The sequence below is a fragment of the Opitutaceae bacterium TAV5 genome (genome assembly GCA_000242935.3).
Lineage (GTDB): Bacteria > Verrucomicrobiota > Verrucomicrobiia > Opitutales > Opitutaceae > Geminisphaera.
Genome location: CP007053.1, coordinates 127,756 through 152,881, shown reverse-complemented (window position 1 = coordinate 152,881; position 25,126 = coordinate 127,756). Strand labels below are relative to the sequence as shown.

The window sequence follows — 25,126 nt, the reverse complement described above, 5'->3', positions numbered from 1 at the left end:
CGGCGCCCGCGATTCGCCGCCCTGCTCTCCTGATTTTACCGTTTGCCACCTGCCCCTGCGCTCCTACGCTTCTCCGTTTTACATGTTTTCCTTCCTGTTCAAACGATTCGCCGGCCGCCACTACAAGAAGTTCCTCGAAAAGGCGCGTCCCATCGTGGCCAAAATCAACGAGATCGAGCAGTCGTACCAGTCTCTCTCCGACGAACAGCTTCGCGCCAAGACCGACGAGTTCCGCGCCCGCCTCGCCGCCGCCGCCGACAAGAAGGCCGCTCTGGATCAGGTTCTCCCCGAGGCCTTTGCCGCGGTGAAAAACGCCGCCCGCCGCCTCTGCGGCCGGAAACTGGTGGTCTGTGAACACGAGCTCGAATGGAACATGATCCACTTCGACGTGCAGCTCATCGGCGGCATCGCCATCCACCAGGGCCGTATCGCCGAAATGGCTACGGGCGAAGGCAAGACCCTCGTCTCCACGCTCCCCCTCTACCTCAACGCCCTCGTCGGCCGCAACACCCAGCTCGTCACCGTCAACGACTACCTCGCCCGCCGCGACTCCGAGTGGATGGGCTACCTCTACCAGTTCCTCGGCCTCACCGTCGGCTGTATCCAGCAGCAGATGCCCAACGACCTGCGTCGCGAGATGTACGGACGCGACATCACCTACGGCACCGCCTCCGAGTTCGGCTTCGACTACCTGCGCGACAACGGCATGGCCACCCGCAAGGAAGACCAGGTGCAGCGCGACCACTGGTTCTGCATCGTGGACGAGATCGACTCCATCCTTGTCGACGAAGCCCGCACCCCGCTCATCATCTCCGGCCCCGCCCCCGTCGAGCGCGAGATGCCCTTCCAGCGCCTCAAGCCCAACGTCGACCGCCTCGTCGCCGACCAGACCCGCCTCTGCAACCGCTTCATCGCCGAGGCCCGGACTCTCCTCGAAAAACCCGACCTCACGCCCGACGACCGCGCCCTCGCCGCCCAGCGCCTCCTCCAGGTCAAGATGGGCACGCCGAAAAACAAGCTCCTCCTCCGCATCCAGGAAACCCCCGAATGGAGAAAGCTCCTCGACAAGACCGAAACCGAGTTCAACTCCGATTTCCGCAAGACCGAGCTTTTCCACATGAAGGAGGAGCTCTACTACGTCATCGACGAACGCCAGCACCAGGCCGACCTCACCGAAATCGGCCGCCAGCATCTTCGCCCCGACAACCCCGACGCCTTCGTCCTCCCCGACCTCGCCACCGAGTTCAGCCAGCTCGACGTCGACACCACCCTCACCCCCGAGGAAAAGGAAAAACTCAAGCTCGCCGCCCAGGAACGCCTCGCCGGCGTCTCCGAGGAAATCCACGCCATCTCGCAACTCCTCCGCGCCTATTCGCTCTACGAAAAGGATGACGAATACGTCGTGCAGGACGGCAAGGTCATGATCGTCGACGAGAACACCGGCCGCGTCATGCCCGGTCGCCGCTGGTCCGACGGGCTCCACCAGGCCGTCGAGGCCAAGGAGGGCGTCGCCATCGAACGCGAGACGCGCACCTACGCGACGATCACCATCCAGAACTACTTCCGCATGTACGAAAAACTCGCCGGCATGACCGGCACGGCCGAGACCGAGGCCACCGAGTTTTTCGAGATCTACAAACTCGCCGTGCAGGTCATCCCGACCAACAAGCCCTGCATCCGCATCGACAAGAACGACAGCATCTACAAGACCCGCCGCGACAAGTTCAACGCCGTCGTCAAGGAGATCGAGGAGGCCAACAAACGCGGCCAGCCCGTCCTCGTGGGCACCGTTTCCGTCGAGTCCTCCGAAGTCCTCTCCCGCATGCTCAGGCGCGCCGGCGTGATCCACACCGTGCTCAACGCCAAGTTCCACGCGCAGGAGGCCGACATCGTGGCCCGCGCCGGCCAGCGCGGCGCCGTGACGATCGCCACCAACATGGCCGGCCGCGGCACCGACATCAAACTCGGCGAAGGCGTCAAGGAGCTCGGCGGCCTCTACGTCATCGGCACCGAGCGCCACCAGTCACGCCGCATCGACCGCCAGCTCCGCGGCCGTTGCTCCCGCCAGGGCGACCCCGGCGTCACCAAGTTTTTCCTCTCGCTCGAGGACGAACTCATGCGCCTCTTCCTCCAGGGCAACCTCGCCTCGCGCATCATGGAAGGCGCGATGAAGGAAGGCGAGGAGCTCGAGCATCCCTGGCTCAACCGCTCCATCGAGAGCGCGCAGAAAAAGGTGGAGCAGCAAAACTTCTCCATCCGCAAGCGCCTCCTCCAGTACGACGACGTGCTCAACCAGCAGCGCGAGGTCATCTACGGCATCCGCAACGCCGCCATCCATGCCGAGCGCGGCAAGGACATCATTTTCGAGCAGGTCAACGAGGAGATCCTCAACCGCCTCGAAACGGCCGGCTATGGTGGCAAGGAGCCGCCCGCCACCACCGCCATCGAAGGCCTCGTCGGCTGGTGCAACACCCATTTCCCCATCGGCCTCAAGGTCGACGACCTCACCGGCAAGACCGATCTCGACGCGCTGGCCGCCGATCTCGTCGGCCGCATCCGCAAGGCGTACGAAGTGAAGGAATCCGTCGAGATTCCCGAAGCGCTCGGCGCGCTCGAACGCTATGTCATCATCGGCGCCATCGACGAACACTGGCAGGCGCACCTCACCGAGATGGAAGAGCTCCGCCAGTCGATCGGCCTGCGCAGCTACGGCCAGAAAGACCCGCTCGTCGAATACAAGGGCGAGGCGTACAAGTACTTCGAGGAGCTGATGCAGAACGTGCGCCTGCGCATCTGCACCGGCCTTTTCCGCAACGCGTCGAACATCCAGGTGTTCGAACAGATGCTGAGCATCCTCTCGCGCAACGCCCGCGCGCAAGGCCCGGCCGATGCCGCCGGCGCTCCCGCGCCCCGCGTGAGCGTGAACACCACAGTGACCTCCGGCGGCAGCGCGGGAGCGTTGCCGGGAGGCCAGCCCGAGAAGGAGATCCAGCTCCCGAAAGTCACCGTGCGTCGTGACGTGCCGAAAGTCGGCCGCAACGACCCGTGCCCCTGCGGCAGCGGCAAGAAGTACAAAAACTGCCACGGCGCGTAACCCGCGGCGCGGCGGGGGGATGTTACGCACTCCGACGTGGCACGGGCATCCTTGCCCGTGGACGGCGCTCCGCGCCGCAAACGTCCCCCTCCCCGACAATCATGGGCAGGATGCCCATGCCACATCAAACCACGGGCTGGAAGCCCGTGCCACGTCAGCGTCCCGGCTTTTCATCCGCAGACTGCCCCGGCATTGCGCAGCCACGCTTCCGCCACCAGCGCGTGGCCGGCTGCCGAAGGGTGCACGCCGTCCGGCAACCAGTACGCCGCCGGCGCGCGCGTCGCCGCCGCGGCAAAAAGTCCGTCGAGCGGGATCAGGTCGCTGCCGAACTCCACCGCCAGATCACGCACCGTCGTGATCTTCGGGTCCAGGTCCTCGCGCCACGTGCGCCGATCCTCCGGCACCGGCAGCAGGAACGGCTCCATCAGCACCAGACGGGGCGCCGGGGAGAGCTCCGTTGTAATGCGCCCCAGGATACGCCGGAAGGCGGCGCGAAACTCCGCCGTCGGCGACATCAGGTTGCGGTCGAACCGCCGCCACGTGTCGTTGATGCCGATCAGGAATGTGACGACCGTCGGCCGGTGCGCCAGCAGGTCGGCTTCCAGCCGCGCCTCCAGATCGTAGATCCGGTTGCCGCTGATGCCGGTGTTGATGACCTTGCGCGCCGGCGAAGGCAGGCGGTTGCCGAGCTGCGCGTTGATGTAGTTCACATAACCTCCGCCGAGGGACGCGAGACTGGCGCGGTCGCGGCCGCAGTCAGTGATACTGTCGCCATAAAAAAGCAGGGTGTCGTCGGACTTGAGCTGGAGAGACATAAGACCACCAGCCAACGCCTCTTCTGCCGCCATCCGCAACACCTCGTTTTGGGAAAACCGGAGGAAAGTCGCGAGGTTGACGTCGGAAAATCTCCCCTTAAGCAGGAACGCACGCGACCCTGTCCACCAATGCCCAGCCGCATCACTCTTCGCGACATCGCCGCCCAGGCCAAGGTCCACATCTCCACCGTGAGCTTGGCCCTGCGCAACAGCCCCAAGCTGCGTCCCGGGATGCGCGACCGCATCCGCAAGATCGCCGACGCGCTCGGCTACACACCCGACCCCGGCATGGCCGCGCTCGTCGCCCACCGCAAGGGCGTCCGCGCCGCCCCCTACCAGTCCACCCTCGCCTGGCTCGACAACTGGCCCCGTCACAAGGACGCCATCAAGCTCCGCGACATCACCACCTTCAACGACTACTACCTCGGTGCGGCCGAACGCGCCGCGCAGTTCGGCTACAAACTCGAAGAGTTTTTCCTGCGTGCCCCCGGCATCACGCCCGCCCGCATGGCCTCGATCCTCCGCGCCCGCAACATCCAGGGCATCATCTCTCCACCGCAGGAACACGACAGCAACCGCCTCGATTTTGATTTCGCCGATTTCACCGCCGTCGCCCTCGGCTACAGCCTCCGTCCTGCCCGCCTGCACGTTGTCACCAACCACCAGTTTCTTTCGGCAAAACTCCTTGTCACCCGACTCCACGAACTCGGTTACCGTCGCATCGGCCTCTGCCTCTGCGAAGACTGGGACAACAAGGTCAACAACGGCTACACCGCCGGCTTTGACAGCGCCCACAGACACCTTCCCGACTGCGCCCGCATCCCGCCATTTCTCACCGACGTTGTCCGGCCGGAAGAACTACGTGTATGGATGCATAAATACACACCCGACGTCATCATCACCCAGGGGATCTCCCAGGAGATGATCGACTGGTTCGGGAAAGATTTCGGCCTGCGTGTCCCCCGCGATATCGGCGTCACCAACCTCAGCGCCCACACCAACGAACCCCACATCACCGGCATTCTCCAGAACGACCGGCTCGTCGGGGCCACCGCCGTGGATGTTCTTGTCGGCATGCTCCAGCGCAACGAACGCGGCCTCCCCGGGATCATCGCCTACACCCTTGTTGACGGCACCTGGTATCCCGGCGCCACCGTCCGCCGCCTTTCGCTAAAAGGGCGGTGATCCTTCGTACTCCGTTAGCCCAGTCTCCCCTGTCTGATATGCTTTCAATAATTTGAAAGCTGCCATGCTTTCAACTCCCGTATTTCCGGCACAAGTTTTCGTCCATGTTTACTCTACTCCCCCCCTCGCGCCCCCAAACCATATTCTTTGCCCGCGGTCAGCAACGCGCCTTTACTCTTATCGAACTGCTCACTGTCATCGCCATTATCGGCATTCTGGCCGGTATCATCATCCCTACGGTCAGCAAAGTGCGCACCACGGCCCAATCGGCCGTTTGCAAAAGCAACCTCCGCCAGATCGGCACCGCCTTCATGCTCTACGCCGAGGACAACCGCGGGCTTTATCCGGCCCCTCGCCAGCCCGACGCTCCGGAAGACCCTAACCAGAATCCGGGCGGTGGCCCCTGGCAGCTCGAACTCGCTCCCTACACCTCGCCCAAACTGGCGGTCGGCCGGGTCAACATGTATCGTCTCAAGGAACACGACCCCAAAGGCAACCCGGCCTATTGTCCCTCCTATTTCAGCTTCTTTGGCAATGTTGCCGCCGTTCAGGCCACGAATCTGAACGCTCTCGGCTATGGCATGAACTTCAGCCTCAACGTCAACGGCCGTGACATCAACTTCAGTGGTCGCAACAAGATGCGTTTTCCTGCCACCGGCATCGTCAATCCTTCGCGCAACATCCTCGTTGGCGACAGCAGCGACTATCACCTCGACGCCAAAACCACCGGATGGGTCGCCACCGCTGCCGCCAGCAAACCCGACGGCTACGACTCCGGCGCCCCCGAACGTCACTCCGGCTCCGCCAACTACCTCTTTGCCGACGGTCACATCGAAACCCTCAAACCCGACATCGCTCTCGAACGCGCCGTTTTCCAGGAGTGAGCATTTCCCCTGCTCATCGTCCCCTCCTTGTCCGCAACCCGCAATCAACATCAACACGACATCGTCATGAAAACCCGCAAAAACGGCATCCTCCGACCCGCTGCCTTCCTCGGTGCGATCCTCGCCACCCTGCTTCAGGCGGCCAATGCACAATCCGATCCGCTCTTCCGTTGGGATTTCAACAACAATACCGACGTCTCTACTGCCAACCACGGCACCGCGAGCGGCGGCGCGATCACCATGGTTGCCCACGGCGGAACCAATACCGCTTATTTCAGTGCCGACGGCGCCGGCCGCTCCGGCCAGAGCGGCGACCATGCCTTCGACCTGACCAGCTCGACCGGCATGGGGGCCACCGCTCCCAATTCCACCGGTCCCGCGGGCGTGATCTGGTCCAGCGACTCAAGCCTGCAATCCCTGTCCGGCCTCACCTCCTTCACCCTGACCGGATGGATCAACCCCGCAACAACCCTCAACAACGCAGCACGTATCATCAGTTCAAGTACATTGACCCTGATGGCGGGCAGCGCGAACCAGCTCGCCCTCCAGGTTAACGGAACAAGCGTCTACAGCAGCACGGCCTACACCTCGGTGAACTCCTGGATGTTTTTTGCCGTGACCTATGATTCCACCACCGACATTGACAATGTGGTCTTTTACGTGGGCACGGATCCAGCCGGCACCCTCTCGAAGGCCGGCACCGCCACCCTCGATGCCGGCGCGCTCAACACCTTCACCGGGCAACTTCTCCTCGGCAACAACAGCACCTCCGGCGACACCACCCGCCCCTTCCAGGGCATGATGGACGATATCGCCATTTATGGAGCCACCGGTGGCGCCGCCGGGGCGCTTTCGGAGCAACAGCTCAACCTCATCTTCAATCCCTCCGGCATCCCCGAACCTTCCACCTGGGCCCTCCTCCTTGGCGGAGCCACCCTCGTCCTCGCTATCATTCGCCGCCGCAAGTAAACCGACACGCATTCGCCACTCCTGCCCATCACAAGGACGAGGCATCTCCTGCCTCGTCCTTTTTCAACCTGTTTTCCCCTGTACGAACGCATATCCGCCAGCCATGACACGCACCACCCCGTTGTTCACCGTCCTCGTCGTTTTCGTCTTTCCCGTTCTGGCATCATTGCGTGTCACGGCCGCCGGCCCCCTTCCTCTCATCACTCCCGACGACGTCGCCCGGACACTTGCCGTCAACTCGGCCGCCTGGTCGGAAAAGATCGGAAACACCACGCCCCGTCTCTTTTTTAGCGACGCCCAATGGCCCCGAGTTCGCTCCGAAATCGTCGCTCTCTCCGGCAATCCCGGCGAGTCCCGGGCCGGGCTCCCCGCCCGCTTCGTCCAGGAGATGGACGCGCTCCTTCAAAAACCCGTCCCCGCCTATCTGCCCCCGGAAAAAATCGTCGGCACCCGCGGCGACGCCCGCACCCTCTACAGCGCGAAAGAAGAACTCTGGCAGCGCGAAGTCGGCGACCGGATCTTCGCGCTCGCCCTCGCCGCCAGGCTGTACCCCGAAAAACCCTACCGGGACAAGATGCACGACCTCGTCCTCGCGACCCTCGACTACGAAACCTGGGGCCGCGAACTCCACCGCGGCATGGGAGACAATGCCGACCTCGCCGCCGGCCATATCGCCCGCGGCATCGCCACCGCCTGGGACTGGCATCGCGAAGCCTTCACGCCTGCCGAGCAAACCCGCATCATCGACACCGTCGCCGCCCGCCTTCCCGCCCTTCTCCGGGGCCTTTACGGAGCCGCCTTCTGGGCCCGCGGCTACGCCGACAACCACAACCACGTCAGCGTCGCCGCCCTCGGCTTCTGCGGCATTGCCTTTTACACCGACATCCCCGACGCACCCGCCTGGCTCGCCGCCGCCCGCCTCAACTTCCGGAAAGTCGCCGACGCCTTCCCCGCTGACGGCAGCTCCGAGGAAGGCGTCTCCTACTGGGCCTACGGCATGTCCTATATCCTTCAATACATCGAGGCCACCCGCCTCATCACCGATTCCGCCGATCTCTATCAAAAATCTTTTCTGAAGAACGCCGCCAACTACCGCCTCCACGCCTCCACTTCCGACCTCGCCGGAAACCTCATCTGGGGCGACGCCGTTCCCCGCGACTGGTCCACGCCCCACTTCATCATCTACCGCCTCGCCTCCGAATACCGCGACGCCGACGCCTCGTGGTTCGCCGACCGCCTCCCCCCTCCCCGCGGCGAGGCCGATACTCATGCCCTCAACCTTCTCTGGTCCCGCACCGCCCCGCCCCCCGCTCCCGAAGGCCCCCGCGCCCTTGATGCCCACCTCTTTGCCAGCGATATCGTCACCACCCGCTCCGGCTGGATGCCTGACGACTATCTCCTGTCAATAAAATCCGGATACACCAACCGGAACCACTCCCACCTCGACGCCGGAGCCCTGTCCCTCGCCTTCGGCTCCGAATGGCTCCTGACCGCTCCCGGCTACGGGCGCGGCGGCGGCGACCGCGATTTCTGGCAGTCCGGCGGCCCTCGCTGGAACTATTTTTCCAACGGCACCGAATCCCACGCCACGCTCCTCATCAATGGCAAAAACCAGCGTTATACCCGTGACGCCCGCGGCACCATCACCCGCTTTTTCACCGCCCCCGACTGGAATGCCACCACCATCGATCTCACCGGCGCCTACGACGACGTCACCGCCGTCTCTCGCCAGGTTCTGCACAGCCGCGGCCACTACATCCTCGTATTCGACACAGTCGATACTCCTGCGCCTGCCACCGTCGAATGGCTCGGCCAGTTTCGCAAAAAACCGGTTCAGGAATCGGACAATACGCTGCGTTGTGAAAGCCAGAGCGGCACCCTCCGCGTGCAACTTCTTGCCAGCACCCCCGCCTCCGTCCCGTTCACCCTCCGTCAACCCACCCTCCCCAACGTCGACGTCAACCGCAATGCCCACATCACCTGGGCTGCCCGTCAGGCCGACGCCCGTCACGCCAGCTTTATCACCCTTCTCCAGCCGGTGACCGCCGCCAATGTCGACAGCACGCGCCCGTTCGAAACCCGCGTTACGGAAAACGGAAACCGCATCGAAATCACAACCGATGCCTGGACTGACCACATCGTCCGGTCACCTGCCGAAAATCCCTCTTCTTCCGCTCCGCTGCATTTCCCCGATCTCGAACCCGGGGGCCGCTTCGCCGCCCGCCTTGCGCTGCTCCGCACCGGAGCCGATGTCCCCCGGACCCTGCTTCTTCTTGACGCCACCCGGATCAAGCTTCCCGGTTTTTCCTGGCGCTCCGACGATGGAAAACCGCGCGACCTGACTCTCGAAAAAACACCTCAAGGCAACTGGAATGCAACCAGTCCGGCTTCATCGACCAGCCCATGAGCATCTCCCCGCACCCGATCCAGGCGCCTTCCTCTCGCTCCCGCCCTCCGGGCGCCGGGCAGCGGTTCCGCGTTCGTCAGGAACGTATCCTGCTTGCCGTTACGGAACACGAGAAACGTATGTTTCTCTCCGAAGTGGATATCTCCGCCACCTGCCTGAAGGCAGGCGCCGCCGTCCACGAGACCAACCCCGAGAAAATCACCCGCGAATATTGGGAAGAACTTCTGCGCGATATTCGCCCTACGGTTCTCGTCTCTGCGTGGAATACGCCGCCTCTGCCCGTTGCCTGGTTGACCGAACCGGACCCGTCCCTTCGCTATGTGTGCCATCTTGCCGGCACCGTCCGCAACCTTGTGCCCCGCGCCTTTCTGGAACGTGGCGGACTTGTCACCAACTGGGGAGGCCTCATTGGCGAGGCGGTCGCCGAGCAAGCTCTCCTTCTCGCTCTCGCCACGCTTCGCAAGCTCCCCCGCTGGCGTCCCTGGATCACAGCCACCGACAAGCGGCCCGGCCTCTCCGCCTGCATGGCGTTGGGTACACGCTCGCTTCGCCGGCGCAGCGTCGGCATTCACGGTTTCGGCCACGTCGCTCGCGCGCTCGTCGATCTCCTCAAGCCTTTCCAGGCCGATGTCGCCGCGTTTTCCCCGGGCGTGCCGCCCGAACTCATGCGTGCCAGAAACGTGGTTCCGGCCCGTTCTCCCGGCCAGCTCGCCGCCCGCAGCGAGGTATTTTTCGAATGCGAGGCCCTTACTCCCGACACCGCCGGAAGCATCGACGCCGACGTGCTGGACGCGTTACCCGACAACGCCGTCTTCGTGAACGTGGGACGCGGGGCTGTCGTTGACGAGGCCGCGCTTCTGGCCGCCGCTCGCGCCGGCCGCATTCAGGTGGCCGCCGATGTGCTCCGGCAAGACCCGATACCGGCCGACTCGCCTTTTCTTGAACTGGAAGAGGCGATCATTTCCCCGCACATTGCCGGACCCACCAGCGAGCAATTTGCCGATTGCGGCCGCCTCGCCCTGGCCAATCTTCAAAAATACCTGCTCGGCGAAATCCCCGAATCATCGCTCTCCCTCAACGTTTACGACCGGGCGACCTGATCCCCGCTCCTCGCTATCCGGAAACACCGCCAAAACCCATGAACATCACAAAACCCGTCGCCGCAGCGATCGCGCTCCTTGCCATTTGCCTCACGGCGCACACCGCCCCCGCCCGGACAAGCAACCTCGTCATCCCCAAGCCCGCGTCCGGACAGAATCCGCCCGTGGTCCTGAAGGTCGACGACCTCGTATCCACCCGCGACGGCCGCGTGCCCGAACGCTGGCAACGCATCACCGATTTCGCGAAGGAGCGGAAGATCAAGCTCTCTATCGGCATCATCGCCAACTCGCTCGAAGGCGACAAACCTGCCTACTTCGACTACATCAAGACCCTCCGCTCCGCCCCCGGAGGCCAGTTCGAGTTCTGGTTTCACGGCTACGACCATCGCGAATGGGCCGAAGACGGGAAAAAACTCCAGGAATTCCGCGGGACGTCCTACGAACACCAGAAAGACCATTTCGAAAAATCCCAAAAACTCGCGCGCGAAAAACTGGGCTTTGCGTTCGAGACCTTCGGCGCCCCCTTCAATGCCACCGACCGCAACACCGACCGCGTCCTCGCGGAAGATCCCGACATGAAAATCTTCCTGTACGGCGGGCCTTCCAATCGCGGTTCCGGCAAGCTCCTCCTCGACCGGATCGGCGAGGCCAATATCGAAAACCCGATCTTCGTTCCCAACCCCGATGCCCTGGCCGCTGCCTACCATAAATATTCTTCCCGCCGCGCTTTTTTTGTTCTCCAGGGCCACCCCAACCAATGGGACGACACCCGCTGGGCGGCTTTTGTGAAGCTCGTCGATTTCCTGCAACAGAACGACATCCCCATTGTCACCGCCGCCGACCTCACCGCGATCGCCGTGCCGGGTCCCGCCTCCGCCGACGCACCTGCCGCCGCCTGGCAAGCATCGGATAACGCCAATGCCGCCAACGCCCCCCTCATGTCGTGGGATTTCAACAAAGGCGCCGGCGTGAATGTCGAAAGCAATGGCTCTGCCGATGAAGCCACGCTCACCCTGGTCGATCACGGCGGCAAGGCCGCCAGCCACTTCAGCGATAACAAGCAGGGCGTCAGCGGACGCGAAGGCGATTACGCCCTCGACCTGACGAGCGCCACGGGCATGGGCGCGACCCAACCCAATTCAACCGGCCCCGTCGGCGTGGTCTGGTCCAGTGCCGCGGGGCTCCGCTCCCTCGGCAACCTCTCTTCGTTCACGCTCACCGGCTGGCTGAAGCCCTCCGTCGCGCTCGACCGCTCCGCGCGTATCATCGTATCAGATACAATAGCCCTCATGGCCGGCAGCGCCAACCAACTCGCCCTGCAAGTCGTCGGCAACGGCGACCGTCAGACCGCCCGCAGCCAGACGACCTATACGGAGGTCGGCAACTGGATGTTTTTCGCCGTCACCTACGACGCCACGCAGAGCGCGGACAACGTGAAGTTCTACATCGGCACGCCCGCCTCCGGCGCTCTTGCCGAAGCCGGGACGGAAACCATCACCGCCGGCCCCACAAAACCCTTCGGCGGCCAGCTCCTTCTCGGCAACAACTCCACCGCAGGTGACACCACGCGTCCCTTCCAGGGCCTGATGGACGACATCGCCATCTACGGCACCACGAGCGGCGCCTCCGGCGCGCTCTCGCCAGAGCAACTCACCAGGATTTTTCGGGCCAGCCTCCCCTGAAAAAAGAAGCGGCGACGTCCTCCGTCGCCGCCCGGTCAAAACTCCGTCTGCAAATCGATCCGGCCGGAAGCACCATCAGACGGATTCCCCGGCCAGATAATTCACTGCGTCAATGAACACGCCTGCTGTCCAGCCCATCATGGCGGGCGGTTCCCGGGTGGCCGCCGTGCCCGGGCTTCCGTTGCCGTCCTCTTTCTCCGCGGCGAGGTTGACCGGATTGATGAGGTAACCCGCCTCCTCGACCGTGTGCTGCGTGCCGTCGAGAACGTTGTATTTTTCCCAAAGATCGCCGCTTTCCGCAAAACTCCGGCAGACGCTGGCCACGTATTTTTCGGCCACGCGCCGGGCCTCCTTCCGGAAACCGTAACGCTCCAGGCCGCGATAGACGAGAAGCTGGATACACGGCCAGCCGTTCGGGAAGTCCCATTGAAAGACGCCCGGACTCTTCGCCGGCTCGACCGAGGCCACGCCAAATGCCGACTCGAGCACCGGCAGCGCCTTCTCCACCACCGACGCCGCCTGCCGCGCGTCGGCCAGCCCAGTCCACAGCGGCTGAAATGTCGCCGCGGTCAGCACTTCGCTGCGCCGTCGGTTGACGTGGTCATGGTCCACAAACACGCCGCGATCCTGATCCCAGCATAGCGTATTCAATAACTCGCGACGCCGGTCCGCCCGTTCCAGCCACGCCGCGCGTCCGCCGGCATCGCCCGCATCTCCCGCCCACCTTGCGAGCAGCGTTTCGTAGAGCCACAGGTTGCTGTTGAGATCGACCGGACAAAAATCCGGGCATCGCCGGTCGAACCGCGAATTGAGATCCCAGCCTGTTTCGCACTCCGCCATCGTGCGTGACGCCAGGTCGAGGTGGTCCTCGGCGCGTGCATCGGGCATGCCCAGCCGGTTTCGCACCGTCGGGAAAAACTCGATCAGCTCCTCGCGTGTCGCGTGGTTGCCGTGATGCGAGAGCCCCGCCGGCGACTGGCGGCGGGTGGTCCAGAATGCGTATTCGCGTTCCAGCAGCGGCACCGCCTCGCGCACCAGTTCCCGGTTGCCCGTCGCCGACGCCACCAGATCGACCAGCGGCGCGAGGTAGGGCGGCTGCGATCGGCTCAGGTAATAAGTGCGGTTGCCGTTGGGCACAAAACCGAAACGGCGCACCTGGGCGAGCAGGTTGCGGGTGTTGTCCACTGCCAGCCCGGCACGACCGGTGCCGAGCAGGCCGACGGCCGTGAACCAGGTGTCCCAGTAATAGAGCTCCTGGAAGGCGTCGCGCCGACACGGGATGGTGTAGGGAAAGGGCAAGCCGATCAGCGTATCCCGGTCTTCGGGCGAGGTGCGGACGGTTTCATCCCAGCGGGCGGTGATGAACGCCTTGATCGCAGCGATGGTTTCGGGATGCAGGAACGAGGCCGGGTCGATCATGGGAAATGCCCCCAGCCATGGGGAAGGGGAGGCGCCCTGCCAAGGGAAGCACCGTTCAATTTATTGAACGGGCACCATCCCCCCGCTCCGCGAGCGGCGCGGGGCAGAGGGCAGGTATCGTCCGTGCCAGCCTTCGCGGCCGGCGGCAAAAAAACTGCTTGCCCCGCCCGCGCCGATCCGGGAACTTCTCCCCTTGCGTTAGTGAAGATCCGTGCGGTTACGGGTCTCCACCATGTCTGGTCCGGCCTCCGCCGGATTGGAACGGTGCCGTCGGCAAAACGGTGCGGAAACTCCGCCCCGCCCGCGGATGGCACGGAACCTGCAAAGGTTCCCTCAGATCATGTTAACCACGTATAAACCAACACTATGTCAACAATCGCCAAGCCCGAAATCATCACCCGGTTCAAGACGCACGACAAGGACACCGGTTCCTCCGAAGTCCAGATCGCGCTGCTGACCGCCCGCATCAACCACCTCACCGAGCACCTGCGCACGCATCGGAAAGACTTCCACAGCCGCCGCGGCCTGCTCCAGATGGCCTCCCGCCGTCGCAAGCTGCTTGATTACGTCAAGCGCCACGATCTCAACAAGTACACCGAGCTCCTCCAGAAGCTCAACCTTCGCAAGTAAGCCTTTCTCGAAGACGGGCGACCCGATCCGCGGGTCGCCCGTTGTCTTTGCCCCCCGCGCCATCCGCCGCCGCAAAGACGCTCGCGCCGAGTCTTCCGGGACATTTCCGATTGCCGCCCTCCGCCCGCCAGCCGCGCAGGACGCCAACCGGAAATCTCTCGAAGCTCCCGGGAATTTGAGACGGGTCACCCGTTCCTGATTTCACACCCATTGTTCCACTTTCCTGACGGCTCCCTGCCGCAGGACCATCGCCGCACCCCGGCGGCCTCATGTCGCCCGGGTCCGGTCCAACAAAACCCGTAACGCGCGCCTCATTCACTTCGCGCGCCGCACACGACAGATAACACATCCGAAGACAGACCGCGCGGTTCCCCAAAAACAGACACACCGGAGCCGCACCCCGTCCGAACGAAAATAAACAGAAAGTAACGTAAAGATAATGAACAACAAGCAAACCGTAGAAGTCCCGGGACTCGGGATCAAATTCACCACCGGCGACATGGCCAAGTTCGCCAACGGCGCCGTCACCGTCACCGTCGGAGAGACCAACGTCTTCGTCTCCGCCACCGCCGCCCAGACCATGCGCCCCGGCCAGGACTTCTTTCCCCTGACGGTCGACTACCGCGAAAAATACTCCGCCGCCGGCCGTTTCCCGGGCGGCTACTTCAAGCGCGAAGGCAAGCCCTCCGAGAAGGAGATCCTCACCTCCCGCCTCTGCGACCGCCCCTGCCGCCCGCTCTTCCCCGAAGGTTTCCTCAACGAAGTCCAGATCATCGGCCTCCTCCTGTCCGCCGACCAGATCCACGAGGCCGACATCGCCATGGTCAACGGCGCTTCCGCCGCTCTCGCCATCTCCGACATCCCCTGGAACGGCCCCATCGGCGCCGTCCGCGTCGCCCTCATCGACGGCCAGTTCGTCGCCAACCCGACCATCGAGCAGATGTTCTCCTCCACGCTCGACCTCATCTACGTCGGCAACGAGAAGGACATGCTCATGATCGAAGGCTCCGCGGACCAGCTCCCGGAAGAGCGCTTCATCGAGGCCCTCGAGTTTGCCCACCAGGCCATCCAGCCCATCATCGCCACCATCCGCGACCTCGCGGCCCGGGCCGGCAAGCCCAAGGCCGTTTTCCCGCTCGTCGTCGCCAAGCCCGAGGCCCGCGCCATCATCGAGCGCGTCGTCCCGCAGCAGCGTGTCTCCGAAGCCATTTTCGGTTTCGAAAAACAGGTCCGCGGCGCCAACATCAACGCCCTCAAGGAAGAAGCCCGGGCCGCCCTCCTCGCCGAACTCGGCGAAGGCAATTTTGCCGATCACGACATCTCGATCGTGTTCGAGGATCTCCAGTACAAGGCCTACCGCGCCACCGTGCTCGAGCGCGGCGTCCGCGCCGACAAGCGTGATGCGAAGAGCCTCCGTCCCATCGCCTCCGAAGTCGGCGTTCTCCCGCGCGTCCACGGTTCCGCCCTCTTCCAGCGCGGCGACACCCAGGGCCTCGTCACCGCGACCCTCGGCCCCACCAAGGAAGCGCAGGACATGGACGGCCTCACCGGCGGCGCCACGTCGAAGTCGTTCATTCTCCACTACAACTTCCCGCCCTATTCCGTCGGCGAGACCGGCCGCTTCACCGGCCCCGGCCGTCGCGAGATCGGCCACGGCGCGCTCGCCGAGCGTTCCCTCGTCCCCGTGCTCCCGCCCGAGGACGTGTTCCCGTACACCATCCGCCTCGTCTCCGACATCATGGCGTCCAACGGCTCCACCTCGATGGCTTCCATCTGCGGCGGCTGCCTTGCGCTCATGGATGCGGGCGTGCCCATCATCGCTCCCGTCGCCGGCATTTCCTGCGGCCTCATGACGAGCAACAAGCCCGACGGCTCGATCGACAACTGGGTCACGATCACCGACATCCTCGGTGAGGAAGACCACTTCGGCGACATGGACTTCAAGCTCGCCGGCACCACCAAGGGCATCACCGGCTTCCAGCTCGACCTCAAGATCAACGGCCTCCCGATCGAGATCGCCCGGACCGCGATCTTCCAGGCCCGCGACGCGCGCATCGAGATCCTGAAGCTCATGCTCTCGGCCATCCCGGCCCCGCGCAAGACGCTCAGCGCCTACGCCCCCCGCATCCAGACGATCCAGATCAATCCGGAAAAGATCGGCCTCCTCATCGGCCCCGGCGGCAAGACCATCCGCCGCATCGTCGAGACCACCGGCGCACAGATCGACATCTCGGACGACGACTCCGGAAAGGTGTTCATCTACTCGAACAACGCCGATTCGATGAACCGGGCGATCAGCGAAATCGACGCCCTGTGCGGCGGCGGTTCGCAGATCGAGGTCGGCAAGATCTACACCGGTCGCGTCAGCGGGGTGAAGGAATTCGGCGCGTTCGTCGAGTGCCTCCCCGGCAAGGAAGGCCTCTGCCATATCAGCGAACTGGCCGACTTCCGCGTGCGCCGCACCGAGGATGTCGTCAAGGTGGGTGATTCGATCACCGTCAAGTGCATCGGCATCGACGAGCGCACCAACAAGGTCCGCCTCTCCCGCCGCGCCGCGATGAAGGAACTGGAAGAGCAGCAGCAGCCCGCCGTACCCGCTTCCGCCGAAGGCGAAGCTCCGGCCACCGAAACGCCCGCCGCCGAGGCCGCTCCCGAAGCCGTCGCCGCCGCGTCGAGCGAAGAGAAGCAGGGCTGACCGCCTGCGGACAACCGCCTGTCTCGATCATTCAGGCCGGAAGCGCACAACGCTTCCGGCCTTTTTCATGGGAGGGTTTGTCGGAGCGGCGGCATTCCTGCCGCTGCGCCGGTCGGGATCATAACGGATGTTACGCAGACGGCCTTGAAGTGGCGCGGGCGTCTCGCCCGCATCCGGAGTGGCACGGCCATCCTGGCCGTGGACGGCGCGGAGCGCCGCCGGTGTGTTTTCAGCCGCTGCGGAGAGGTAACGGATGCGGGCGAGACGCCCGCGCCACAGCGATCAGAATCGGAAAATAAAATGGACCACCGGCGCACGCTGCCAATCCCCCCCTATGACGTTGGAAAGGACCGGCCCCCATTGAGGCAAATGCGGTATTTGACGTTTACACGACACCGTCGTGCGCCAGTGGAAAATGAGATGCTCCTCCCGCCGCCAGGCTCAGGGAGTCGTCGCTGCTGCTGCCGGCTTGTAAATGTCGCAGTTGGTTGAGCTCGGGAGCGTGAGTGTGATGTCGTCGGTGAGATCTCCTGCCGTGCCCGCTCCGCCTTGGATCAGGGTCTTGCCCGCCTTGATGGTGGCGGTGGAATACCAGCCGACGTTGCCGCCGAGGAAACCGATGTGCCCGCCATCCTTTTTCCAAGGGCCATCGTCCCAGCCGGTCTTGGTCAGGCTGCGGGTGAACGCGACGGGAGTCGTGGAAGGATCGGTCGCCATGAGGCCGACCACGTACTCGTAGCTGGTCTCCGTGTAGTCGAAATTGCTTTCCAGAGCGGCCTTGTCCTTGTCCATGACGGTAGAGACGTCCTTGTTGTTGGTTCCGTTGTCATCCGCGCCGGCGAACCAGATCGAGCCGTCGTTGAGGCCGCCGGCATAGGCGAGCTGGAAGCAGACGCCTGCCAGCGTCTTGTCGCCCTCGGCGCCAGCGGCGGGAGTTGACGTAGTATGGTTTTCCTTTCCCGGCAGCCTGTCGTTGCTGTCGCTGGCGTAGATGAGCGAGGCCTGGACGATCTGCCGCAGGTTATTGAGCGCGACGATCTTTTTCGCCGACTCGCGGACCTTTCCGACCGTCGGGATGATGATCGCGGCCAGAATGCCGATAATGGCGATGACCGTGAGTAATTCGATGAGCGTGAATGCAGACGCGGATAAGCGTCGCGAATCGGGGATGTTATTTTTCTTCATGTGATTTGGGTTCAAAATACATGAAATCGAAGACCATTAGAAATAAATCTATCTGATTCCCTGTGTTTTGCTGAGATAAACTCCAAATTATAGTTTGGAGCCAGTCAAGCAAAAACCATCACTTTAGTTCGCCCCGTGAACGCCAAGGAGGCCAATCTGCGACGGGAACGGATTTACCAGGAGGTAATACGGATACTGCGTGAGGAAAGGGAAGCGGCCCGGATGTCGATGGGAGAGGTGGCGTGGCGCGCGGGCCTGTCCCAGCCCATGATCAGCTATGTGGAGCGCGGCACGCGCATGCCCACGCTCGATACGCTTCTGCGCATGACCGACGCCCTCAGCCTCAATCTCCCCAAACTGCTCCGCAGGGCCGAAACCGCCGCAAGGCAGCCCAAGGATGAAGGGCCGAAAGGCTGACCTGCCTCATTCCCCCCTGCCGGAAGGAAGGGAATGCCTCAAAAGGCCACCGGTCTCACACGTCGATCACGTCGGCATCCTTGTCCTTTTGCCCGCCGCGCCGGAACGACCCGCGGAACGTCACGCTGCCGCCTCCGCCGGAAGATCCGCCGCTGCCGTTGCCGGGCGGACGGCGCATGAGGGTGCTCATGGCGAGGTTGGTCACGCCGACGATCAGCGCCGCGCCGATCGCCCAGCCGAAGTGCTCGACGGTGAATCCCCGGACGAGGCGCCCCACGAGCATGAACAGCAGGGCGTTGATCAGGATGAGCCCGAGGCCCATCGTCATGACGATAAACGGCAGGGTGAACAGAACGAGCAGCGGACGCAGCACCGCATTAAAAAAGCTGAGCAACAGCACCACGACCACGAGCGTGGTCAGGTTGTCGCAACGGATGCCGGGGAGCACTTTGGTCGAAATCGTGACCCCCAGGGCGAGCACGACCCAGCGCACCAGCAACTGGAGAAACGGATGATTCATGAGGAAGAATTGAAGTTTGAAATTCGAAATTGGAAGTTTGTTCCGGGAATAGCAGAGTGGCGGCGTGGGCGCTGCCTGCCGGCAAGTCATTTTTGTGCGGCCGGCGGTGTCCAGCTCCGGATTTCCAGCCTCATCCTCTTCCCGTGACCAACAAACAGCGCATCGATCTCATCGAGCGGTTCATCCGCGAACACAAGTATGCCGACCTGCACACGCTGGCGGAGCGTTTTTCGATCTCGCTGTCCACGGTGCGGCGCGCGCTCGACCAACTCGCCGGGCGCGGCGTGCTGCGCCGGCACCACGGGGGCGCGTCGCTGATCGAGACCGACGAACTGGCCCGCGAGTACGATTTCATCGCCCGCGACGAACGTCAGGCCGACGAGAAACACGTGATCGCCCGCACCATCGCGGAGCAGGTGCAGCCGGGCATGACGGTGATCCTCGACAGCGGCACGTCCACCTATGCGGTGGCGCGGCTGCTCGTGAGCAAGCGCCTGCAGGTCATCACCAATTCGCTGCCGATCGCCGGGCTGTTCAGCGAAATCGGTTCGCTCGAAACGATCGTCACCGGCGGCGGCATCCACAACCGGCTCGGCGCGCTGGTGGGCCCGCTTTGCGAGAAATCACTGGAGGAGATCCACGCCGACCTCGCGATCCTCGGCGGCGCCGGCATCACCGAGGCGGGGGTGTGGAATCACAATGCTCTGATCGTGGCCGTGCAGCGCAAGATGCTGGTGGCGGCGGAGCGCACGATCTTCGCCCTCGACAGTTCGAAATTCGGCCGGAAGGCGCTCAGCCTCACCGCGCCCTTCGAGCCGCGTTTCACCATCGTGACGGACAAGTCTCCGGCCACACCGATCTCGCGCGCCATCCAGTCGGCCGGTGCGAAGTTCCTGGTGGCCGAGTGACCGCGGCCGTCACCGGCTCCAGTCGAGCATGCGCTGGATCGGCGCGAGGGCGCGGGTGCGGATCGGTTCGGGAACGTCGATTTCGGGCGCCATGTTTTTGAGCGCGTCGCGTACCTTTTCGATGGTGTTCATCTTCATGAACCGGCAGTCGTTGCAGGCGCAGGTGTCGGTGGGGCCGGCGATGAAGGTCTTGTGTGGCACTTCCTTGCGCAGGCGGTGCAGCATGCCGCTCTCGGTTACCACAATGATTTCGTCCGACGGCGTCTCCCGGGCAAACTTGACCATCAGTTCGGTCGAGCACACTTCGTCGGCGAGGTCGCGGACGGCCTGCACGCATTCGGGGTGCGCGACAACGGGTGCGCCGGGGAAGCGGTCGCGGATCCTTTCGATGGCCTGGGTGGTGAACTGCACGTGGGCGTAACAGCTTCCGGGCCACAGACGCATTTTCCTCCCGGTTTTTTGTTGCACCCACTGGCCGAGGTTCTGGTCGGGCACGAAGAGGATTTCGCGGTCGGCCGGCACCTTGCTGACGATTTTCATGGCGTTGCCGCTGGTGCAGATGACGTCGCAAAGGGCTTTTACCGCGGCCGAGCAGTTGATGTAGGCGACGACGTAAACCTCGGGGTGCGCGGCCTTGTACGCGGCAAGGCGTTCGGCCGGGCACGAATCCGAGAGCGAGCAGCCGGCCTCGAGTTCGGGCAGGAGCACGGTGCGGGCGGGGTTCACGATCTTGGCCGTCTCGGCCATGAAGTGGACGCCGCAGAAAAGGATCACGTCGGCCTGCGCCGCCTGCGCCTGCCAGGAGAGGCCGAGCGAGTCGCCCACATAATCGGCGACCTGCTGGATGGCTTCGATCTGGTAATTGTGCGCGAGGATGACGGCGTTGCGCTCGCGTTTGAGGGCGAGGATTTCCTCCTGGATCGGCGTGAGAACCGGAGTGGTGCGGCGGGGCGCGACGATCAGCGGTTCGTAGTTGAGAGTGGCGGGCATCGGTTGGCGGTCGGTGGTCGGTAGTCGGTCGGGAAAACGGGAAGTCGGGAAAAAACAGGCCGGGTTTGGCGGCAGGCAGGCCGCCCGGCCGGCCGGCGCCGGCACCGGCGCTGGCGGCAAAAGGTGTTTCAGGCGGATTGGCGTTTTTTCACTTCGGCCAGCAGGCGGGCGAACTCGGGGAGTCCGTGCAGCGAGGTGAGATCGGTGTCCTTTGCCATCCAGGCAGGGTCATCGTAGCCGCGCTCCACGGCATCCGCAAGCGACCGGAGCGCGTCGGAGGGCCGTTCCATGAGCGCGAGGCTGCACGCGAGGTTATAGTGGGCGGTGGCGTTGTCGGGCTGCAGGCGCACGAGCTTGCGGTCCATTTTCAGGCCGTCGGCGATGCGGCCGGCCTTGGTGTAAAGGCCGCCGAGGAGCTCGATCACCTCGGTGTAGGACGAATCGCGGCGAAGCACGGATTCGTAGAAGCTGATGTCGAACGAGATGTCTTCCTTGCGGGCCATGGGCGGAAAAAACTGGAATGCTGAAAACTGAAAAGCTGAAAGCGGAAACCGGGAGGGGGAGGGGAGGGGGACCGCACCGGCAGATGCTGGCGGGTGCGGCGGCCTTCCGGGCTTCGGGCGGTCCGGTTCAGCCTTTCGTTCCGGTGCGATGTTCGCAGGCGCCCGTTTGCTTGAGCTTGTTGCAGTGGGCGTTGACCTGCAGGCGCTGGGAGACGGGGGTGAGCCCGAGTTTGGAGGACACGGTGCTGCCGTACCACTCCATGAAGGGGGCGCTGATCTCGAAAATCTTGTCGCAATCCACGCAGATCACCTGGGCGACCTGGGCATTGTTGTCCTTGTTGGGGTGGTAGTACTTGAGGTTCTTGCCGATATCGACCTCGCGGAGGAGGGCGCTCTCGATCATGATCGGCAGGGTGCGGTAGACCGTGGCCCGGGAGACGGAGTCGTCGATGGCCCGCGCATGGTCGAGCAGCTCTTCGGCGGTGAAGTGTTCCTCCTGCGTGAAGGCAGCCTCGAAGATGGCGAGACGCTGGTTGGTCACGCGCAGGCCTTTGGTGCCGAGGTAGGATTTGAATTTTTCGCGGGCAGCGTCGTTGCTCACAGGGAGGGATTTCGGGGAGGGGAGGGCCGGCTGTCAATGTCGCGGATGAACCGGCGAAGACGGCGGCTGGCGGCCGGAGCGCCGGGGGAAACCCCGCCGGTCAGGTGATAAAAACGTCGGCGAGGGCGATGGTCAGGCCGGGGAAAAACGTGCTGGAGAAGGTTTGCGACTCGCTGAACGTGGCGATCGGGGTGGCGGCATCCTCGCCGAGCCGGTAGAGGGCGAGCGTGCGCCGGGCGGGATCGACGATCCACAGTTCCTGGACGCCGGTGCGGGCGTAAATGGCCCGCTTGGGGCCGAGGTCGTATTTGGCGGTCGCGGGAGAAAGGATTTCGATCACCAGATCGGGCGCGCCTTCGATGCCGTGGTCCTTGACGATGCCGAGGTTTTCCTTGCGGATGAAAAGCAGGTCGGGCTGGTAGGCGTTGAGGTCGGACAGGTAGACGTCAAAGGGGGCGCAAAACAGTTCTCCGACCGGATTGCGTTTAAGGTAATCTTCCAGAACATAGAAGAGTTCACGGTTCGTCGCCTGGTGAAAACGGTTGGGTGAGGGAGCCATATAAAGATCGCCTTCGATGAGCTGGAAATACGGCGGACCTTCGGGAAGGAGCGCGTAATCGTGGCGCGTAACCGGAGGTGCTTGAGTGGCAGGCATGCGCAAAACCATGTCCGTTCCCCGGAAAACGTCAATCCTCCCGCTGTCCGTGCGCCTTGTCTTGCGCCGCCGGTTCCTTCCGCCCCGCCGCGCGTCCCGCGCTTGCACGCGCCGCCCGCTTGTGCCTCAAACGCCCTCCGCACTCGCGCTCCGCGCGCGCTCCCGCATCATGACCGTTGGCGTCCATCCTCTGGCCGGTTTCGACAAGCTCCTGCACTACAAGGTGCCGGAGTCGCTTGGCGCGCAGGTGCAGGTCGGGATGCTCGTGCGCGTGCCGATCCTCAACCGCCTGCGGCTCGCCATCGTCGGCGAGATCGACACGCCGATCGATTTCCCGGTCGCGAAACTCAAGACGCTGGCCGACATCGTCTATCCGTTCCCCGCCCTGCCGCCGGACCTGCTGCAACTCGCGCGCTGGATGGCCGGCTACTACGCCGCGCCGCTCGACGGCATTATCGAAACCATGCTGCCCGCCGCCGTCCGCAACGCCGCCGGGCTCAAGTACGAAAAACTCCTCTCCATCGCCACGCCGCTCGATCCGGAGGAGTTCGCCCGGCTCGAACACCGCGCCCCCGCCCAGGCGAAACTCTACCGTTTCCTGCGCGACCAGTTTCGGCCGCAGAAAAAATCGCTCATTCTTGCCCGCCTCGGCATCACCGCCGCCGCCAGCAACGCGCTCGTGAAACGCGGCGTGGTCCGCGAGGAAGAACGCCGTGTCGAGCGCGTGGCCTACGCCGACGAATGGGCTGACGGCGAATCCGTGGCCGCGCTCCCGCACAACCTCAACGACGAACAGCAGGCCGCCGCCACCGCGCTCGTCGCCGCGCTCGCCGCACGCGCCTTCGGCGTCACGCTGCTGCACGGCGTCACCGGCTCGGGCAAGACGGAGGTTTACCTGCGCGCCATCCACGATGCGCTGGCGGATGGCGGCGGCGTGGTGTTTCTCGTGCCCGAAGTGGCCCTGACCCCGCAAACCGTCGCCCGGCTGCGCGGTCGCCTCGAAGCCATCGCGCCGGGCAACAAGGTTGTGGTCTGGCACAGCCATCTCAACGACGGCGAACGCATGGACGGCTGGCTCGCGCTCGCGACCGGCGAGGCCCGCATCGTTGTCGGCGCGCGCTCGGCTATCTTCGCCCCCGTGCGCACTCTCCGCCTCATCGTCGTGGACGAGGAGCACGAACCCGCCTACAAGCAGGACGAAACCCCGCGTTACCACGGGCGCGACGTCGCCGTGATGCGCGCCAAGCTCGCCGGCGCGTTCTGCCTGCTCGGCTCGGCCACGCCCTCGCTCGAAACCCATGCCAACGCGAAGGCCGGCAAGTACGGGCTCCTCCGGCTCACGAAGCGCATCGACACGCGCCAGCTTCCGCACATCGAGATTGTCGATCTGCGGATCGAGGCCATGCAGAACCGCGGCTTCACGACGCTCTCCGGAAAACTCGCCGAGGCCATGCGCGACCGCTTCGCGAAACGCGAGCAGACGATCCTCTTCCTCAATCGCCGCGGTTACTCCAGCGCCATGCAGTGCCGCAAATGCGGCCACGTCGAGGAGTGCCCGCATTGCAGCGTGTCGCTCACCTACCACCGCGCCGACGAGACGCTGCGCTGCCACCTCTGCGGCTTTCAGAAAACCGCCCCCGCCCGCTGCCCCTCGTGCGCTGCGCCCGACATCCGCTGGCGCGGCATGGGCACGCAACGCGTGGAGGAAGCCGTCCGCCGCGTGCTGCCCGATGCGCGTATCGAAAGAATGGATGCGGACACGATGCAGAAAAAGAACCGCTTCCGGCAACTCCTCTCCGAGTTTCGCGCCGGCAAGATCGACCTGCTCGTGGGCACGCAGATGATCGGCAAGGGGCTCGATTTTCCCAACGTCACGCTCGTCGGGCTCGTCGATGCCGACATCTCGATGCACGTCCCGGATTTCCGCGCCAACGAACGCACCTTCCAGCTTCTCGTGCAGGTGGCCGGCCGCGCCGGGCGCGGCGACAGGGCAGGGGAGGTGATCGTGCAGACCTTCACGCCGCAGGCCGGCGCGATCCAGTTTTCGCGACATGCCGATTACGACGGCTTCGCGGAGACCGAATTAAAGATCCGGAACGATTTCGGTTACCCGCCCGCGCGTCATCTGATCCATCATCTCTTCCGCGGACCGAATCCGGAAAAGCTGCAATTCTTCGCCGAGCAGTGGGCGAAGCTCGTCGAGAAGGAACTCGGTTCGCGGGTCGAGCTGCGCGGCCCCGCGCCATGCCCGATCGAGAAGATAAAGGACGAGTACCGTTTCCAGCTCTGGTATTTCATCAACGGCAACGTCAGCGCCATCGTCGCCGACCTCTCGCGCCTGCGGGCGACGTTTACCTGGCCCGAGCAATTTGTGCAGGTGCTCGACGTGGACCCGGTCAATCTGAGCTGAGCGGGGCCGGGAACGCCAGTCTCCCGAACGTTTCCGGGAAAAATGATACCGGTATCC

The 25,126-nt window shown here is 64.1% G+C and carries 19 protein-coding genes; 11 read left to right on the top strand and 8 right to left on the bottom strand.

What is annotated here, in order from left to right:
- Window positions 1-82 precede the first annotated feature (82 nt).
- A complete protein-coding gene (locus OPIT5_01150; GenBank protein AHF89082.1) occupies window positions 83-3,094 on the top strand; it encodes a preprotein translocase subunit SecA in 3,012 nt (1,003 codons plus the stop codon).
- 170 nt (window positions 3,095-3,264) lie between these two features.
- Here OPIT5_01150 and OPIT5_01145 read toward each other — a convergent pair whose 3' ends face one another.
- Window positions 3,265-3,909, bottom strand: coding sequence for a GDSL family lipase (locus OPIT5_01145; GenBank protein AHF89081.1), 645 nt, complete (start codon window positions 3,907-3,909; stop codon window positions 3,265-3,267).
- 129 nt (window positions 3,910-4,038) lie between these two features.
- Here OPIT5_01145 and OPIT5_01140 point away from each other — a divergent pair, with 129 nt between their 5' ends.
- From OPIT5_01140 to OPIT5_01120, 5 genes are all read left to right on the top strand, one after another.
- Window positions 4,039-5,094 (top strand): LacI family transcriptional regulator, encoded by a 1,056-nt coding sequence (locus OPIT5_01140; GenBank protein ID AHF89080.1) that lies wholly within the window; start codon window positions 4,039-4,041, stop codon window positions 5,092-5,094.
- A 104-nt stretch (window positions 5,095-5,198) separates the two neighbouring features.
- Window positions 5,199-5,978, top strand: a complete 780-nt coding sequence (locus OPIT5_01135; protein AHF89079.1) for a type II secretory pathway, pseudopilin PulG — start codon at window positions 5,199-5,201, stop codon at window positions 5,976-5,978.
- A gap of 66 nt (window positions 5,979-6,044) precedes the next feature.
- On the top strand, window positions 6,045-6,947 hold the full coding sequence (locus tag OPIT5_01130) for an anchor protein (protein ID AHF89078.1): 903 nt from the start codon (window positions 6,045-6,047) through the stop codon (window positions 6,945-6,947).
- A gap of 103 nt (window positions 6,948-7,050) precedes the next feature.
- Complete coding sequence (locus OPIT5_01125) at window positions 7,051-9,354, top strand: heparinase (GenBank protein AHF89077.1); 2,304 nt, start codon at window positions 7,051-7,053, stop codon at window positions 9,352-9,354.
- The gene (locus OPIT5_01120; protein ID AHF89076.1) at window positions 9,351-10,454 is read left to right on the top strand and encodes a hydroxyacid dehydrogenase; all 1,104 of its coding nucleotides are present in this window, start codon (window positions 9,351-9,353) and stop codon (window positions 10,452-10,454) included. The genes OPIT5_01125 and OPIT5_01120 overlap by 4 nt, the downstream gene beginning before the upstream one ends.
- Window positions 10,455-12,211: 1,757 nt before the next feature.
- Here the strand turns inward: OPIT5_01120 and OPIT5_01105 are convergent.
- Entirely contained in the window at window positions 12,212-13,555 is a 1,344-nt protein-coding gene (locus tag OPIT5_01105) for an alpha,alpha-trehalase (protein AHF89075.1), read from the bottom strand.
- Window positions 13,556-13,921: 366 nt separating this feature from the next.
- Between OPIT5_01105 and OPIT5_01100 the strand changes: the two genes are divergently transcribed.
- Both OPIT5_01100 and OPIT5_01095 read left to right on the top strand, forming a co-directional pair.
- The gene (locus OPIT5_01100; GenBank protein AHF89074.1) at window positions 13,922-14,185 is read left to right on the top strand and encodes a 30S ribosomal protein S15; all 264 of its coding nucleotides are present in this window, start codon (window positions 13,922-13,924) and stop codon (window positions 14,183-14,185) included.
- A 439-nt stretch (window positions 14,186-14,624) separates the two neighbouring features.
- Window positions 14,625-16,880 (top strand): polynucleotide phosphorylase, encoded by a 2,256-nt coding sequence (locus tag OPIT5_01095; protein ID AHF89073.1) that lies wholly within the window; start codon window positions 14,625-14,627, stop codon window positions 16,878-16,880.
- Between the two features lie 441 nt (window positions 16,881-17,321).
- On the opposite strand, the gene OPIT5_01090 is transcribed toward OPIT5_01095, so the two are convergent.
- The gene (locus OPIT5_01090; GenBank protein ID AHF89072.1) at window positions 17,322-18,065 is read right to left on the bottom strand and encodes an N-terminal cleavage protein; all 744 of its coding nucleotides are present in this window, start codon (window positions 18,063-18,065) and stop codon (window positions 17,322-17,324) included.
- Window positions 18,066-18,200: 135 nt separating this feature from the next.
- Here OPIT5_01090 and OPIT5_01085 point away from each other — a divergent pair, with 135 nt between their 5' ends.
- Entirely contained in the window at window positions 18,201-18,482 is a 282-nt protein-coding gene (locus OPIT5_01085) for a transcriptional regulator (GenBank protein AHF89071.1), read from the top strand.
- A 55-nt stretch (window positions 18,483-18,537) separates the two neighbouring features.
- Here the strand turns inward: OPIT5_01085 and OPIT5_01080 are convergent, their stop codons facing one another.
- Window positions 18,538-19,002, bottom strand: coding sequence for a membrane protein (locus tag OPIT5_01080; protein AHF89070.1), 465 nt, complete (start codon window positions 19,000-19,002; stop codon window positions 18,538-18,540).
- A gap of 143 nt (window positions 19,003-19,145) precedes the next feature.
- Between OPIT5_01080 and OPIT5_01075 the strand changes: the two genes are divergently transcribed.
- Window positions 19,146-19,910: a GntR family transcriptional regulator gene (locus tag OPIT5_01075; GenBank protein AHF89069.1), complete on the top strand. Its 765-nt coding sequence runs from the start codon at window positions 19,146-19,148 to the stop codon at window positions 19,908-19,910.
- A gap of 9 nt (window positions 19,911-19,919) precedes the next feature.
- On the opposite strand, the gene OPIT5_01070 is transcribed toward OPIT5_01075, so the two are convergent.
- The 4 genes from OPIT5_01070 to OPIT5_01055 all read right to left on the bottom strand — a co-directional run bounded on the left by OPIT5_01070 (window position 19,920) and on the right by OPIT5_01055 (window position 22,659).
- The gene (locus OPIT5_01070) at window positions 19,920-20,900 is read right to left on the bottom strand and encodes a quinolinate synthetase (protein ID AHF89068.1); all 981 of its coding nucleotides are present in this window, start codon (window positions 20,898-20,900) and stop codon (window positions 19,920-19,922) included.
- Between the two features lie 128 nt (window positions 20,901-21,028).
- Window positions 21,029-21,403 carry a hypothetical protein gene (locus OPIT5_01065; protein ID AHF89067.1) on the bottom strand — a complete coding sequence of 125 codons (375 nt, stop codon included), beginning with the start codon at window positions 21,401-21,403 and terminating at the stop codon, window positions 21,029-21,031.
- Window positions 21,404-21,530: 127 nt separating this feature from the next.
- Window positions 21,531-22,004 carry a Fur family transcriptional regulator gene (locus OPIT5_01060; GenBank protein ID AHF89066.1) on the bottom strand — a complete coding sequence of 158 codons (474 nt, stop codon included), beginning with the start codon at window positions 22,002-22,004 and terminating at the stop codon, window positions 21,531-21,533.
- Between the two features lie 100 nt (window positions 22,005-22,104).
- Window positions 22,105-22,659 (bottom strand): hypothetical protein, encoded by a 555-nt coding sequence (locus OPIT5_01055; GenBank protein ID AHF89065.1) that lies wholly within the window; start codon window positions 22,657-22,659, stop codon window positions 22,105-22,107.
- 169 nt (window positions 22,660-22,828) lie between these two features.
- Here OPIT5_01055 and OPIT5_01050 point away from each other — a divergent pair, with 169 nt between their 5' ends.
- The gene (locus tag OPIT5_01050) at window positions 22,829-25,069 is read left to right on the top strand and encodes a primosomal protein N' (GenBank protein AHF89064.1); all 2,241 of its coding nucleotides are present in this window, start codon (window positions 22,829-22,831) and stop codon (window positions 25,067-25,069) included.
- Window positions 25,070-25,126 lie beyond the last annotated feature (57 nt).